Genomic DNA, 14,642 nt, shown 5'->3' with positions numbered 1-14,642 from the left:
GTTCTGTCTGGCTGTCCAGCTGTGTCATGCGGCCCGCCCATAGGGGCGCCGGCGGAACGGAATGGTGATCCGCGCCACAGCCTGGGGTTTTGGAAGCTGGAATACGTCCACCGCCCGGCTTTGGCCTCCGAATATCATACCGCGCCGGTCTCCTCCCAACGGCCCGCTATTTGGCGCTGGTGATTGCGTGTGCAGTGATTCGAGCAGATTAACTCAGCCTCACTTCAGACGCATTCACATAAGCCGAAATTGCGTCCACAACGTGAGATTTCGGCCGCCCGGGAAGTGGAATGGAGCTAAGCTGTCACCAGATCAGCACGCAGCACGAAAGCGGCGGAAAACGCATTCCGAATTGACGCGTGGCTGAATAAAAAGATCAACGTTTCGATGGTGAACGGCTGGTACACACCGCAGCGGACGCCACAAGGCGTGCCATTTACGCGGACCCGGTGTGCCGCCTGCCATCAGCACAGAGAGGGGCCCGGTTTTCGTGCCACATTTGGAAGAGCAACAACTGTCCTGGACCGAACTGGACCAGCGTGCGGTGGATACCATCCGCGTCCTGGCTGCCGACGCCGTGGAGAAGGTGGGCAACGGCCACCCCGGAACCGCCATGAGCCTGGCGCCGGCGGCGTATCTTCTGTTCCAGAAGCTGATGCGCCACGATCCCCGCAACCCTGACTGGCTGGGCCGTGACCGTTTCGTCCTTTCCCCGGGCCATACCTCGCTCACCCTTTACATCCAGCTTTTCCTTTCGGGCTACGGCCTGGAGTTGAAGGACCTGGAGGCGCTGCGCACCTGGGGTTCGCTGACGCCGGGGCACCCTGAGTACAAGCACACTGCCGGCGTAGAGATCACCACCGGCCCCCTGGGCCAGGGTCTTGCGTCCTCGGTTGGCTTCGCTTACTCTCAGCGCCGGATGCGCGGCCTGTTCGACGCCGATGCTCCCGCCGCCGAGTCGCCCTTTGACCACACCATCTGGGTGATCGCCTCCGATGGCGACCTCCAGGAAGGTGTCACGGCCGAGGCTTCCTCCCTGGCCGGCCACCAGGAACTGGGCAACCTCGTTGTTGTTTACGATGAGAACCACATCTCCATCGAGGATGACACCGACATTGCCTTCACCGAGGATGTCCTTAAGCGCTACGAAGCCTACGGCTGGCACGTCCAGCGGGTGGACTGGACCAAGACCGGCGAATACAAGGAAGACGTCCAGGAGCTCTACTCTGCCCTCCTGGCTGCGAAAGCTGAGACGTCCAAGCCCTCCATCGTGTCGCTGCGGACCATCATCGGCTACCCGGCGCCCAAGAAGCAGAACACCGGCAAGATCCACGGTTCCGCACTCGGTGCCGAGGAAGTCGCAGCGCTGAAGGAAGTCCTGGGCTTTGACCCGGCCAAGTCCTTCGATGTGGACCAGGACGTCCTGGCCCACGCCCGCGCCGTGGTGGACCGCGGTGCTGCTGCCCGCAAGGAATGGGAAGAATCCTTCAACGCCTGGCAGGCTGCCAACCCCGAAGGCGCAGCCTTGCTGCAGCGCATCGAGGCCAAGGAGCTGCCCAACGATGTTGACGCCGCCCTCCCGGTCTTCCCCGCCGGCAAGGACGTCTCCACCCGTGCCGCGTCCGGCAAGGTTCTGAACGCGCTCGGTCCGGTGCTGCCCGAACTGTGGGGCGGCTCGGCAGACCTCGCCGAATCGAACAACACCACCATTGAGGGGTCGCCGTCGTTCGTGCCTGCTTCCAAGCAGACCGAGGCGTGGAAGGGCAACCCCTACGGCCGGGTCCTGCACTTCGGTATCCGCGAGCACGCCGCCGCCTCGATCGTGAACGGCATCAGCCTGCACGGCCGCACCCGTGCGTTCTCCGGCACCTTCCTGATCTTCAGCGACTACCAGCGCCCGGCCATCCGCCTCGGCGCGCTGATGGGTGTGCCGTCCCTGTACGTCTGGACGCACGACTCCATCGGCCTGGGCGAGGACGGCCCCACCCACCAGCCGGTGGAACAGCTCGCCTCGCTGCGCGCCATCGTGGGCTTGGACGTTGTCCGCCCCGGTGACGCCAACGAAGTCGCCGTTGCCTGGAAGACCATGCTGGAGAACCATTCCAACCCGGCCGGCATCGTGCTGACCCGCCAGAACATCCCCACCTGGGAGCGCGGTGAGGGAGCAGCCGACGGCGACACGTTCGGTTCGGTCGCCGGCGTCGCCAAGGGCGGCTACGTCCTGGCCGAGGCATCCAAGGACGGCGTCACCGTCCCCGCCGACGTCATCCTCATCGGCACCGGTTCCGAGGTCCAGCTGGCCGTCCAGGCCCGCGAAGCCCTTCAGGCCGAAGGCATTGCCGCCCGCGTCGTCTCCATGCCCTGCGTTGAGTGGTTCAACAAACAGGACGCCGCTTACCGCGAGTCCGTGCTGCCTGCCGCCGTGAAGGCCCGCGTCTCGGTCGAAGCAGGACTGTCCCTGGGCTGGAAGGAATTTGTCGGCGACGCCGGCCGTTCCATCAGCCTTGAGCACTACGGCGCTTCCGCCGACTACAAGCGCCTCTTCCAGGAGTTCGGCATCACCGCAGAAGCAGTTGCCGCGGCCGCCAAGGACTCCCTCGCCGGCCTCCAGGCCTAAACCGATTTTCCTAGGAGATACAACAATGACTACTCCCACCCAGCAGCTCTCGGACGCCGGAGTTTCCATCTGGCTCGATGACCTTTCCCGCGGACGCCTGGACACCGGCACCCTGGCCAAGCTCATTGAAGAGAAGAACGTGGTTGGCGTGACCACCAACCCGTCCATCTTCCACGCCGCCATCACGGCAGGCACCGACTACGACGCCACGATCGCCAAGCAGGCCGCAGCCGGCGCGTCCGTCGAAGACACCATCTTCGAAATCACCACCACCGACGTTGCCGACGCCTGCGACCTGTTCGCACCCGTGGCCGCAGCCACCAACGGCGTGGACGGCCGCGTTTCCATCGAGGTTGACCCCCGGCTTGCATGGGACACCGCAGGCACCATCGCCGAAGCCAAGCACCTGTATAAGAGGGTCAACAAGGACAACGTCCTGATCAAGATCCCGGCCACGCTCGAGGGCCTCGAAGCCATCACCGCCACCCTGGCCGAGGGCATCAGCGTCAACGTGACCCTGATCTTCTCCCTGGAGCGGTACCGTGCCGTCATCAACGCTTTCCAGTCAGGCCTGGAGCAGGCAAAGGAAAACGGCCACGATCTCTCGAAGATCCACTCCGTCGCGTCCTTCTTCGTCTCCCGCGTGGACTCCGAAATCGACAAGCGCCTGGACGCCCTGGGCACCGAGGAAGCCAAGGCACTCAAGGGCAAGGCCGGCCTGGCCAACGCCCGCCTCGCCTACCAGGTCTACGAGGAGCTCTTCGCCACCGAACGCTGGGCCCTGCTGGCCGACGCCGGCGCACTCCCCCAGCGTCCCCTGTGGGCTTCCACCGGCGTGAAGGACCCGGCCTACCCGGACACCCTGTACGTCACGGAGCTCGTCGCCCCCGGCGTCGTCAACACCATGCCCGAAAAGACGCTCGACGCCACCTTCGACCACGGCGTGGTCACGGGAGACACCGTAACAGGCACCTACGCCGAAGCGAACAACACCCTGGACGCGCTCGAAAAGCTCGGCATCTCCTACAACGAGGTCGTTGCACTCCTCGAATCCGAAGGCCTGGACAAGTTCGTCGCCAGCTGGAAGGAACTCCTCGGCGACGTCGAGGGCGCCCTCGCCTCAGCACGGAAGGCCTCCTAACCAACAATGAGCACACTCAGCTACGAAGCCACAGGTGCCGCGCAGCAGGCACTGGAACAGCACCTCCCCGCTTTGGTGGAGGACCGCATCGCCACCCGGATCTTCGCCAAGGACCACACTCTGTGGGGTCCCGACGCCGAAGCCGAGTCCGCCATCCGGCTCGGCTGGGTGGAGGCGGCCACCGTCTCACAGCCACTGGTGAAGGAGATCGTCGAACTCCGCGAAGCACTGCGCGCCGAAGGCGTTACCCGCATCGTGCTGTGCGGCATGGGCGGATCATCTCTGGCTCCGGAGGTCATTGCCGGCACCGCCGGCGTCGAGCTGACTGTGCTGGACAGCACGGACCCGGACCAGGTCCGTGCTGCCCTGGCGGACCGGCTGGCGGAGACCGCCATCGTGGTTTCCTCCAAGTCCGGTTCCACCGTTGAAACGGATTCCCAGCGACGGGTCTTTGAAAAGGCGTTCAACGACGCCGGCATCAATGCCGGCAGCCGGATCATCGTCGTCACTGATCCCGGTTCCCCGCTGGACAAGGCCTCCCGCGATGCCGGCTACCGTGCGGTCTTCAACGCCGACCCCAACGTTGGCGGACGCTTTTCTGCCCTCACCGCGTTCGGCCTGGTGCCCTCGGGCCTGGCCGGCGTGGACATCCAGGCCTTCCTCGACGAAGCCGAGGAAGCAGCCGAGATCCTTAACGAGGACGTTGCCGAGAACATCGGACTGTCCCTCGGCACGGCGCTGGGCGGTACCAGTCCTCTGCGCAACAAGATTGTCATCGCGGAGGACGGTTCGGGCATCGTAGGCTTCGCCGACTGGGCCGAGCAGCTCATCGCCGAGTCCACGGGCAAGCTCGGAACAGGTGTCCTGCCCGTAGTTGCCGGCCCGAACTCGCCGGAGGTGACGTCCAACGCGGACGATGTCCTGGTGGTCCGGCTGGTAGCAGCAGACGCCGACGTGGAACTGGGTGAGAACGAAGTTGCCATCGCCGGTGGCCTGGCAACCCAGATGATGGTCTGGGAGTTCGCCACTGCTGTGGCCGGGCGCCTGCTCGGCATCAACCCGTTCGACCAGCCCGATGTCGAGGCTGCCAAGGTGGCCGCCCGCGGTTTGCTGGACGCCCAGCCTGAGCCGACGCCCGCAGCATTTGTTGACGGCGCCATCGAGGTGCGTGGCGGGGACTGGCTCGCTGGTGCGTCCACCGCTGAAGGGTCGGTGCGCGCGTTGCTGGAAACGCTCCAGCCGGACAGCTACCTCAGCGTCCAGGCGTACTTCGACCGCCTCGCATTCGCTCAGCTCGAGGGCCTCCGTGACGAACTGGCAGCCATTTCCGGCCGTCCCGTCACGTTTGGCTGGGGGCCGCGGTTCCTGCACTCCACGGGCCAGTTCCACAAGGGCGGCCCCGCCATCGGGGTATTCCTGCAGATAACTGCCGATGCAGCAGAAGATCTCGCTATCCCGGACCGTCCCTTCACGTTTGGGAAGCTGATCTCGGCGCAGGCCGCAGGTGACGCCCAGGTCCTGAGTGAGCACGGACGTCCAGTGCTTCGCCTGCACCTGACCGACCGGGCAGCCGGTGTGGCACAGTTGCAGGACATTATTGCTGCGCTGTCCGCCAGGTCAGCCTCCGTAACCGAAAGCTAAGGCCCAGAAGCAACATGCCAGAAACTGAATACGGCAGGACGTCCGGCACGCGTCCCGGGAAACCGGCGCGCAATCCGCTCCGGGACCCACGGGACCGCCGCCTAAGCCGGATCGCCGGTCCGTCGTCGCTGGTGCTCTTTGGAGTGACCGGTGACCTTGCCCGCAAGAAACTCATGCCGGCCGTGTACGACCTCGCCAACCGTGGGCTGCTGCCCCCCAGCTTCGCGCTGGTGGGGTTCGGCCGCCGGCCGTGGACGGACGAGGACTTCGCCGCCGAGGTGAAGGCGTCCGTGCAGGCTTATGCACGTACGGCTTTTGACGAGGCAGTGTGGAACCAGCTCTCCGAGGGCGTCCGTTTTGTCCAGGGCGAGTTCGACGACGACGGCGCCTTCGAGCGGCTCGGTGACACCATCAAGGAACTCGACGACGTCCGCGGCACCCGGGGAAACCACGCGTTCTACCTCTCGATTCCGCCCAAGGCCTTCGAACAGGTCTGCCGGCAGCTGTCCAAGCACGGCCTGGCCCAGTCCGAAGGCGACAAGTGGCGCCGCGTGGTGATTGAGAAGCCGTTTGGACACGACCTTGAGTCCGCCCGGCAGCTGAACGACATCGTTGAGTCGGTGTTCCCGGCGGACGCCGTATTCAGGATCGACCACTACCTGGGCAAGGAGACGGTCCAGAACATTCTAGCGCTGCGTTTCGCGAACCAGCTGTTCGAACCGTTGTGGAACGCCAACTACGTGGACCACGTCCAGATCACCATGGCCGAGGACATCGGCACCGGCGGCCGGGCAGGGTATTACGACGGCGTGGGCGCGGCCCGTGACGTGATCCAGAACCACCTGCTCCAGCTGCTGGCGCTGACCGCAATGGAAGAGCCCATTTCCTTCAACGCCGATGACCTGCGCGCGGAGAAGGAAAAGGTCCTGGCAGCGGTCAAGCTGCCCGATGACCTGTCCACGCATTCAGCGCGCGGGCAGTTCACCGGCGGATGGCAGGGCGGCGAACAGGTCCAGGGCTACTTGGAGGAAGAGGGCATCCCGGCCGATTCCACCACTGAAACCTTCGCCGCGGTCCGGGTGGACATCCACACCCGTCGCTGGGCCGGTGTCCCGTTCTACCTGCGGGCCGGCAAGCGCCTGGGCCGGCGGGTGACCGAGATCGCCGTGGTGTTCAAGCGCGCACCCAACCTGCTGTTCCGTGATCACGGGGAGGATGACTTCGGCCAGAACGCGGTGGTGATTCGGGTGCAGCCCGACGAGGGCGTCACCATCCGGTTCGGCTCGAAGGTGCCGGGCACGCAGATGGAAGTCCGTGATGTGACCATGGACTTCGGGTACGGGCACTCCTTCACCGAATCGAGCCCGGAGGCGTATGAGCGGCTGATCCTGGATGTGCTCCTCGGCGAGCCGCCGTTGTTCCCGCGGCACGAGGAAGTGGAGCTGTCCTGGAAGATCCTTGACCCGTTTGAGGAGTACTGGGCGCAGCTGAACGAACAGCCCGAACCCTACGCCCCGGGAAGCTGGGGCCCGGCCTCTGCCGATGAGCTGCTGGCCCGTGACGGACGAACCTGGAGAAGGCCATGATTGTAGACCTGCCGGACACCACCACTTCGAAGGTTTCCAAGAAACTCATGGCCCTGCGCGAGCAGGGCGGCGTGATCGCTCTGGGCCGGGTGCTCACCCTCGTGGTGGTTACCAAGTCGGGGCTTGAGGAAGAGGCCATTGAGGCAGCCAACGATGCCAGCCGGGAGCACCCCTGCCGGATCATCGTCCTGGCTGACGCCGGGGCTGACGCCGTGGACAAGCTGGACGCGCAGATCCGCGTGGGCGGTGATGCCGGTGCGTCTGAGGTGATCGTGCTGCGCGGCTATGGCCAGCTTGCGCATGAGAGCGAATCGCTCGTGGCTGCGCTGCTGCTGCCGGACGCCCCGATTGTGGCCTGGTGGCCGCACGGGGCCCCGGAAAGCGCGTGCGAAACGTCGATCGGCCGGATTGCGCACCGGCGCATCACCGATTCGGCAAACGAGCCGGACCCGCAGGTGGCGCTGGAAAACATCCACAAGACCTACCGGGCCGGGGACACGGACCTGGCCTGGACCCGCTTGACCAACTGGCGGATCCAGCTCGCCGCGGTCCTGGACCAGGTGAATTCCTCGCCGGTGACCGCCGTCGCGGTTGAAGGTGCCTCGGACTCCCCCAGCACCATCCTCCTCGCAGCCTGGCTCACGCTCACGTTGGACGCACCTGTGACCATTGTGGCCGATCCCGCCGGGACCGGTATCCGCCGTGTCCGCCTGACCCGGCCCGGCGGTGATGTGCAGCTCTTCCGCCCGGGGCTCTCCGTTGCCGAACTGACCCAGCCGGGCCAGCCCGCGCAGCGCATTTCACTTCCGCGCCGCAGCCTCCGCGACTGCCTTGCCGAGGAGTTGCGCCGCCTGGACCCGGACGAAGTGTTCGGGGAAGTGATTACTATGGGACTGCCGCGTACCAATCTAAGGAGTGTCCGACCCAGTGAGCGTTGAGCCTAGAGTAAGCATTCATCCTGATTCGTCCGTGCTGATGGCGGCCATCGCGGCCCGCCTGATCACCAAGCTTGTTGATGTCCAGGACAAATACGGTGAGGCCACCGTCGTCCTGACCGGCGGCACGGTAGGCATCGGCACCCTGAAGGCTGTTGCTGACTCCCCGGCGGCTCCCGCTGTTGACTGGTCCAAGGTCAACTTCTGGTGGGGCGATGAGCGGTTCGTCGCCTCCGACGACGCTGACCGGAACACCAAGCAGGCGTTCAACGCTTTGCTGTCGCATATTCGGGTGGACCCGGACCGCATCCACGAACCCGGATCCTCGGATCAGTTCGATACTCCCGAAGAGGCGGCAGAGGATTACGCCCGCCAGCTTCGGGAAGCGGCCGCCACCGAGCACGCCGCCGACATGTCCGATGACCGGCCGGATCAGCCCGCCGCTGTCCCACGCCTGGACGTTGTCCTGCTTGGCGTCGGACCGGACGCACACGTGGCGTCGCTCTTTCCCGAGCAGGCCGGCATCCGCGAGAAGGAGCGGACGGTGGTAGGGGTAAGGAATTCGCCCAAGCCGCCCCCGCTGCGCGTTTCCCTGACGCTGCCCACTATCAATACGGCCGCCGAGGTGTGGATGGTTGTTGCGGGCGAGGACAAAGCCGGCGCGGTGGGCCTGGCACTCGCGGGCGCCAACCCCGTGCAGGTGCCCGCCGCTGGTCCGCGGGGAACGTCCCGTACCCTCTGGCTCATCGATGAGAACGCAGCGTCACGCGTCCCGCAGCAGCTCGTCCGGAAGGACGCCGCGGGCGCGTAGCCGTTCCACCGCTCCAGCCAGGAGGTCCTCGGCGTCCTGGCTGGAGCGCCGCTCCTTAACGTATTCCAGGTGGCTTTTGTAGCCTTCCTCTGTGTCCGCCTCGGCCCGCTCCAGGCCGTCCTTCGAGGCCGGGCAGCCGCACCGCCGGCAGTCCCACACCACCGGCAGCTGATCCTCCGGCAGCTTGAGGAAGACCAGCTGGGTTTCGTGCCCCTTGGCACACCAGTAGGACACCCGGACGCGCGGAGGGGCCTTGCCCTGGTCCTCGTCGGCCTGGAGGCTCGGCCTTGTTCCTGCCGTCACACCCGCCCGGGTGCCCCGGAAACCTGACGTTGGATGCAGCATCGGGACTCCTGCCTCTTAAACAGAACTGTGGCTGCCGGACAACCGACAGCCACAGTTTAGTTCGCGGATCGTTGCGGCGGCAGTGCCCCGCACGAATCCTTCAGCAGTGCGTCAGGAGTCGCCGCCTCCGGTGAAGCGCATGATCAGCCCGAGGGCGATGATCACAATGCCCCAGGTGACGCCGAGGATAACGGTGAACCTGTTGAGGTTGCGCTCAGCCACGCCCGAGGAACTCAGGCCTGAACTCATGCCGCCACCGAACATGTCGGACAGTCCGCCGCCCCGTCCCTTGTGGAGGAGGATGAGCAACGTCAGCAGGAGGCTGGTGATGCCCAGGAGGATCTGCAGAATGACATGAAGAACGTCCACGACGGCCTTTCGGAAAGTTGGGATTGCCGGAGTCTGGCGGCGGGACGGACTAGTCCGTCACCAGGTGACTCTCGAACCTGACAATATTAGCAAACTCGGCCGGATCAAGGCTTGCGCCACCCACCAGCAGACCGTCAACGTCGCGTTCCTTCAGGATCGCGGCGGCATTGTTGGCTTTGACGGAACCGCCGTACAGCAGCCGGATCTTGGATGCTACCTCGGCTCCGAACAGGGACCCGAGCTCGGCGCGGATGGCCGCGCACATTTCCTGTGCATCTTCTGGTCCTGCTACTTCACCGGTGCCGATGGCCCAGACGGGCTCGTAGGCCACCACAAGTTCGCCCGCCTGCTCCGGTGTAAGGCCCGAGACCCCGGCGCGCAACTGGGCCAGGGTGTGGTCCACGTGCGTGCCGGCCTGTCGGATCTCCAGGCCCTCACCGACGCAAAGCACGGGAACCACGTTGTGCTTGAACGCGGCCTTCACTTTGGCGTTGAGGACGTCGTCCGTCTCGTTGTGGATGGTCCGGCGTTCGCTGTGGCCCACCAGGACGTACCTGCAGCCGAGCTTGTTCAGGAACTGTCCGGAAATGTCGCCGGTGTAGGCGCCGGAATCGAACTGCGAGAGGTCCTGGCCGCCGTAGGCAATGTCCAGATTGTCGCCCTGCACCAGGGTTTGCACGCCGCGGAGGTCCGTGAACGGCGGGAACACTGCCACCTCAACCCTGTTGTAGTCATGCTTGGCGTCGGAAAGGGTCCAGGCCAGTTTTTGCAGGAGGGTGATGCCCTGCACGTGGTCCATGTTCATTTTCCAGTTGCCCGCGATAAAGGGCTTGCGGTCGAAGGCGCCGTTCGTTGACGTTGTCACGTATTCTCCAAAAAGTCTCGATAAGTGTTCGGCCGGCAGGCTGCCGCGGGGCAACCTGCCGGCCGGAGGGTGGAAGGGCCAGGAACTGCTGCCGGAGCTAACAGTGGCTGAAGCTAGCGCTCCAGGACGCTGAGCCCCGGGAGGTCCTTGCCTTCGAGGTATTCCAGGCTGGCACCGCCGCCGGTGGAAATGTGGCCGAACTGGTCATCAGAGAAACCGAGTGTACGGACGGCAGCGGCAGAGTCGCCGCCTCCCACCACTGTGAACGCCCCGGTTTCGGTCAGAGCCTGTGCGATGGCTCGGGTGCCCGCAGCGAAAGCTTCGAATTCGAAGACCCCCATGGGACCGTTCCAGAAAACGGTCTTGGCGCCTTTGATCCGGTCAGCGAAGGCAGCTGCAGAGTCCGGTCCAATGTCCAGACCAATGCCCTGGGCACCGAACCGGCTGCTTTCGATGGCGTCTGCCGCAACGGTTTCATGGGCAGCGTCGGCAGCGAACTTCTCCGCCACTACGACGTCGGTGGGCACCACAAATTCGGTGCCTGCGTCGGCGGCGCGCTTCAGGTAGTCCTGGACCACGGGGATCTGGTCCTCTTCAAGCAGGCTGGAGGCCACCTTATGGCCGGCTGCGGCGAGGAAGGTGAACAGCATGCCGCCGCCCACCAGGATCGTGTCAGCCTTGCCCAGCAGGTTGTCGATGACTGCGAGCTTGTCCGAGACTTTGGAGCCGCCGAGCACCACTACGTAAGGGCGCTGCGTGTCCGCGGTGAGCTTGCGGAGCACCTCCACCTCGGTGTGCACGAGATCGCCCAGGTAGGACGGGAGCCGGGTGGCGACGTCGTAGACGCTGGCGTGCTTGCGGTGCACGGCACCGAAGGCGTCGTCCACATACGCGCCGTTGCCGCCGGTCAGTGCCACCAGCTCGTCGGCGAAGGCGCCGCGCTCGGCGTCGTCCTTGCTGGTTTCGCGGGCATCAAAGCGGACGTTTTCCAGGACGAGCACTTCGCCGTCCTGGAGGGAGGCTGCAGCTTCCTTGGCGGAGCTGCCGACCGTGTCCCCGGCGAGGGTGACCTTGAAGTCCGCCAGTTCAGCCAGGCGGTTGACGGCGGGGCGAAGGGAGTACTTGTCCTCGGGGGCGCCCTTGGGGCGTCCGAGGTGGGCTGTTACCAGCACGCGGGCACCGGCGTCCGTGAGCTTTCCCAGGACTGGCAGTGAGGCCTTGATGCGGCCGTCGTCAGTCACTGTAGAGCCGTCGAGCGGCACATTCAGGTCACTTCGAACCAGAATGTACCGCCCGCGGACACCTTCAGCGATCAGTTCGTTGAGGGTGTGAGAAGTCATGTGTCTTACCCTAGCCCAGCTTGGCTGCCACAAGCTCCGTGAGGTCAACGAGGCGGTTTGAGTAGCCCCATTCGTTGTCATACCAGGAAACAACCTTGACCTGGTTGCCGATCACCTTGGTGAGGCCGGAGTCAAAGATCGAGGATGCGGGATCGCCGACGATGTCCGAGGAGACGATCGGCTCATCCGTGTAGGTCAGGAAGCCCTGCAGGTCTTCGGACTCTGCGGCACGCTTGAGGGCGGCGTTGACCTCCTCCACGGTGGTCTCGCGGGAGACGGTGACGGTGAGGTCGGTGGCGGAGCCGGTGGGGACGGGAACACGGATGGCGTACCCGTCCAGCTTGCCCTTGAGCTCCGGCAGGACCAGGCCGATAGCCTTGGCTGCACCGGTGGATGTGGGCACCATGTTCACGGCAGCAGCGCGGGCACGGCGCAGGTCCTTGTGCGGGCCGTCCTGCAGGTTCTGGTCCGCGGTGTAGGCGTGGACCGTGGTCATCAGGCCGCGCTCGATGCCGAACTCGTCGTTGACCACCTTGGCCAGCGGGCCCAGGCAGTTGGTGGTGCAGGATGCGTTGGAGATGATGTGGTGCGTGGCGTTGTCGTAAAGGTTGTGGTTGACGCCCATCACGATGGTGATGTCCTCGTCCGAGGCAGGGGCGGAAATCAGGACCTTCTTGGCGCCGGCGTCGATGTGCTTCTGTGCATCGGCTGCCTTGGTGAAGAAGCCGGTGGATTCGATGACGATGTCCACACCCAGCTCGCCCCACGGGAGGTTGGAAGGATCGCGCTCAGCAAGGACCTTGACGACGTTGCCGTTGACGACGATGTTGCCGTCCTTGACCTCGATGGTTTCCTTCAGGCGGCCGCCGACGGAGTCGTACTTGAACAGGTGGGCCAGGGCCTCCGGGCTGGTGAGGTCGTTGACTGCAACGATCTCCAGGTCCGCGCCCTGTGCGAGTGCTGCGCGGAAGTAGTTGCGGCCGATACGGCCAAAGCCGTTGATACCAATACGGGTCGTCACTTTTTCAGTCTCCTTGGTGCTTTGGAAGCACAACTAGTTGAGCGGGCTATCAAGCCAACTAACAGATCCCGCACGCCATTGGGCAGAGATGTTTACAGACGGAGGGCGACCAGCCTCATTGCTGAAGGCTAACCGCCTTCCGTGACCTATCTTACGTTTAACTGGGTCCGCCCCCGCAAGTGCGGGGGCGGACGGTCCACATTCCGGCGGGTTTGCGCCGCGAATGTGAGCTTTGTTACAGGCGCGTTAAGCGCGGGTCACTACCGGAGGGTGATGAGGCCGGTGGCGTTGGTGCGGGCAGCCTCAAAGCGCTTGGCGACGTCGGCCCAGTTCACGATGTTCCAGAATGCCTTGACGTAGTCGGCCTTGACATTGACGTAGTCCAGGTAGAAGGCGTGCTCCCACATGTCCAGCATCAGCAGCGGAGTGGTGCCCAGCGCGGTGTTGCCCTGCTGGTCGTACAGCTGCTCGATGACAAGGTTCCCACCGATGGGCTCGTAGGCCAGGAAGCCCCAGCCCGAACCCTGCAGGCCGAGTGCGGCCGCGGAGAACTGGGCACGGAAGGCATCGAAGGAACCGAAGGCGTCGTCGATGGCCGCTGCCAGCTCACCTTCCGGCTTGTCGCCGCCGTCCGGGGAGAGGTTGTTCCAGAACACGGAGTGGTTGACGTGTCCGCCGGTGTGGAACGCGAGGTCCTTGGAGAGCCGGTTGATGTTGGCGAAGTCGCCCTTTTCGCGCGCCTCGGCCAGCTGGGCCAGGGCGTTGTTTGCACCGGCAACGTACGTTGCATGGTGCTTGCTGTGGTGCAGCTCCATGATGCGCGCAGAGATGTGCGGCTCCAGGGCGGCGTAGTCGTAGCTGAGTTCGGGCAGTACGTACTCTGTCACAAAATCCTCCAATATCGTGGACACTCGGTCCGGTTGCTAACTCTCGGATTGTGCATCCGGGCGTCTGGCACCCGGAATCTTTTTGATTCTATGGGGCTCTTACTCGTCCAGCATTTCCGGCGTCACATTGGCATCCGTCCCCGGGATCCCCAAATCCAGTGCCCGTTTGTCCGCCATGGCCAGCAGACGGCGGATCCTTCCGGCGATGGCGTCCTTTGTCATGACCGGATCGGCAAGGCGGCCCAGTTCGTCCAGGCTGGCCTGCTTGTGCGCCACGCGCAGCTCGCCGGCGTACTTCAGGTGGTCCGGGACGTCGTCGCCGAGTATTTCCAGGGCGCGGTCCACTCGGGCCCCCGCTGCCACCGCCGCCTGTGCCGAGCGGCGCAGGTTGGCGTCGTCGAAGTTCGCGAGCCGGTTGGCGGTGGCCCGGACTTCCTTGCGCATGCGGCGTTCTTCCCAGACCATCAGCGCGTCATGCGCGCCCATGCGGGTGAGGAGTGCGGCGATGGTGTCGCCGTCGCGGATGACTACCCGGTCCACTCCCCGGACTTCGCGCGCCTTCGCCTGGATGTCCAGCCGGCGCGCAGCGCCCACCAGTGCCAGCGCCGATTCCGGGCCCGGGCAGGTCACCTCCAGCGAGGAGGATCGTCCCGGCTCGGTGAGCGAGCCGTGCGCCAGGAACGCGCCGCGCCACACCGCTTCGGCATCTGCGGCGGAACCGTTGACGACGGCGGAGGGCAGCCCCCGCACGGGGCGGCCACGGCCGTCGAGGAGGCCTGTCTGGCGGGCCAGTGCCTCGCCGTCGCGTACTACGCGGACGACGTACCGGCTGGCGCGCCGCAGTCCCCCGGCGGAGACCACGATGATTTCGCTCTGGTGGCCGTAGACTTCCGCGATGGCTGCCCGGAGGCGGCGGGCAGTGGAGGCAAGATCCACTTCAGCTTCAATGACGATGCGGCCGGAGATGATGTGGAGCCCGCCGGCAAAGCGGAGCATGGCGGAAACTTCGGCCTTCCGGACTGATGACTTCTTGATGTCCAGACGGGACAGTTCTTCCTTGACTGATGCTGTCAGTGCCATGGCA

At 65.0% G+C, this 14,642-nt stretch carries 13 protein-coding genes; 6 read left to right on the top strand and 7 right to left on the bottom strand.

The window, feature by feature from the left end:
- The first annotated feature begins 499 nt into the window (after nt 1-499).
- Genes tkt through pgl form a run of 6 tightly spaced genes read left to right on the top strand, consistent with a single transcriptional unit; the run spans nt 500 to nt 8,731 of the window.
- The gene (tkt, locus tag AC5RTE_RS01385; RefSeq protein ID WP_494040130.1) at nt 500-2,617 is read left to right on the top strand and encodes a transketolase; all 2,118 of its coding nucleotides are present in this window, start codon (nt 500-502) and stop codon (nt 2,615-2,617) included.
- 25 nt (nt 2,618-2,642) lie between these two features.
- Entirely contained in the window at nt 2,643-3,758 is a 1,116-nt protein-coding gene (gene tal, locus AC5RTE_RS01380) for a transaldolase (protein ID WP_494039622.1), read from the top strand.
- 6 nt (nt 3,759-3,764) lie between these two features.
- Nucleotides 3,765-5,399, top strand: coding sequence for a glucose-6-phosphate isomerase (locus tag AC5RTE_RS01375; RefSeq protein ID WP_494039621.1), 1,635 nt, complete (start codon nt 3,765-3,767; stop codon nt 5,397-5,399).
- Between the two features lie 14 nt (nt 5,400-5,413).
- Nucleotides 5,414-6,985: a glucose-6-phosphate dehydrogenase gene (gene zwf, locus AC5RTE_RS01370; protein ID WP_494039620.1), complete on the top strand. Its 1,572-nt coding sequence runs from the start codon at nt 5,414-5,416 to the stop codon at nt 6,983-6,985.
- Complete coding sequence (locus AC5RTE_RS01365; RefSeq protein ID WP_494039619.1) at nt 6,982-7,923, top strand: glucose-6-phosphate dehydrogenase assembly protein OpcA; 942 nt, start codon at nt 6,982-6,984, stop codon at nt 7,921-7,923. Before zwf ends, AC5RTE_RS01365 begins: the two co-directional genes overlap by 4 nt.
- A 37-nt stretch (nt 7,924-7,960) precedes the next feature.
- Nucleotides 7,961-8,731, top strand: coding sequence for a 6-phosphogluconolactonase (gene pgl / locus AC5RTE_RS01360; protein WP_494040129.1), 771 nt, complete (start codon nt 7,961-7,963; stop codon nt 8,729-8,731).
- Here the strand turns inward: pgl and AC5RTE_RS01355 are convergent.
- The 7 genes from AC5RTE_RS01355 to whiA all read right to left on the bottom strand — a co-directional run bounded on the left by AC5RTE_RS01355 (nt 8,684) and on the right by whiA (nt 14,638).
- Nucleotides 8,684-9,076 carry an RNA polymerase-binding protein RbpA gene (locus AC5RTE_RS01355; protein ID WP_494039618.1) on the bottom strand — a complete coding sequence of 131 codons (393 nt, stop codon included), beginning with the start codon at nt 9,074-9,076 and terminating at the stop codon, nt 8,684-8,686. The two genes, pgl and AC5RTE_RS01355, sit on opposite strands and share 48 nt — an antisense overlap.
- A gap of 111 nt (nt 9,077-9,187) precedes the next feature.
- Nucleotides 9,188-9,445 carry a preprotein translocase subunit SecG gene (secG, locus tag AC5RTE_RS01350; protein WP_494039617.1) on the bottom strand — a complete coding sequence of 86 codons (258 nt, stop codon included), beginning with the start codon at nt 9,443-9,445 and terminating at the stop codon, nt 9,188-9,190.
- A gap of 49 nt (nt 9,446-9,494) precedes the next feature.
- Nucleotides 9,495-10,310: a triose-phosphate isomerase gene (gene tpiA / locus AC5RTE_RS01345; protein WP_494039616.1), complete on the bottom strand. Its 816-nt coding sequence runs from the start codon at nt 10,308-10,310 to the stop codon at nt 9,495-9,497.
- 113 nt (nt 10,311-10,423) lie between these two features.
- Entirely contained in the window at nt 10,424-11,650 is a 1,227-nt protein-coding gene (locus AC5RTE_RS01340; RefSeq protein ID WP_494039615.1) for a phosphoglycerate kinase, read from the bottom strand.
- Nucleotides 11,651-11,660: 10 nt separating this feature from the next.
- Nucleotides 11,661-12,671: a type I glyceraldehyde-3-phosphate dehydrogenase gene (gene gap / locus AC5RTE_RS01335; RefSeq protein WP_494039614.1), complete on the bottom strand. Its 1,011-nt coding sequence runs from the start codon at nt 12,669-12,671 to the stop codon at nt 11,661-11,663.
- 260 nt (nt 12,672-12,931) lie between these two features.
- The gene (locus AC5RTE_RS01330; protein WP_163163531.1) at nt 12,932-13,558 is read right to left on the bottom strand and encodes a superoxide dismutase; all 627 of its coding nucleotides are present in this window, start codon (nt 13,556-13,558) and stop codon (nt 12,932-12,934) included.
- A 99-nt stretch (nt 13,559-13,657) separates the two neighbouring features.
- Nucleotides 13,658-14,638, bottom strand: coding sequence for a DNA-binding protein WhiA (gene whiA, locus AC5RTE_RS01325; RefSeq protein WP_015937022.1), 981 nt, complete (start codon nt 14,636-14,638; stop codon nt 13,658-13,660).
- Nucleotides 14,639-14,642: the final 4 nt, after the last annotated feature.

It is taken from the genome of Arthrobacter sp. K41, from assembly GCF_059089645.1.
This window is presented reverse-complemented; position numbering and strand designations above follow the sequence as displayed.

Excerpts from the sequence above, each read along its gene's own strand:
- tal (WP_494039622.1), top strand. The coding sequence starts at position 2,643 with ATGACTACTCCCACCCAGCAGCTCTCGGACGCCGGAGTTTCCATCTGG.
- AC5RTE_RS01375 (WP_494039621.1), top strand. The coding sequence starts at position 3,765 with ATGAGCACACTCAGCTACGAAGCCACAGGTGCCGCGCAGCAGGCACTG.
- zwf (WP_494039620.1), top strand. The coding sequence starts at position 5,414 with ATGCCAGAAACTGAATACGGCAGGACGTCCGGCACGCGTCCCGGGAAA.
- AC5RTE_RS01365 (WP_494039619.1), top strand. The coding sequence starts at position 6,982 with ATGATTGTAGACCTGCCGGACACCACCACTTCGAAGGTTTCCAAGAAA.
- pgl (WP_494040129.1), top strand. The coding sequence starts at position 7,961 with ATGGCGGCCATCGCGGCCCGCCTGATCACCAAGCTTGTTGATGTCCAG.
- AC5RTE_RS01355 (WP_494039618.1), bottom strand. The coding sequence starts at position 9,076 with ATGCTGCATCCAACGTCAGGTTTCCGGGGCACCCGGGCGGGTGTGACG.
- AC5RTE_RS01340 (WP_494039615.1), bottom strand. The coding sequence starts at position 11,650 with ATGACTTCTCACACCCTCAACGAACTGATCGCTGAAGGTGTCCGCGGG.
- whiA (WP_015937022.1), bottom strand. The coding sequence starts at position 14,638 with ATGGCACTGACAGCATCAGTCAAGGAAGAACTGTCCCGTCTGGACATC.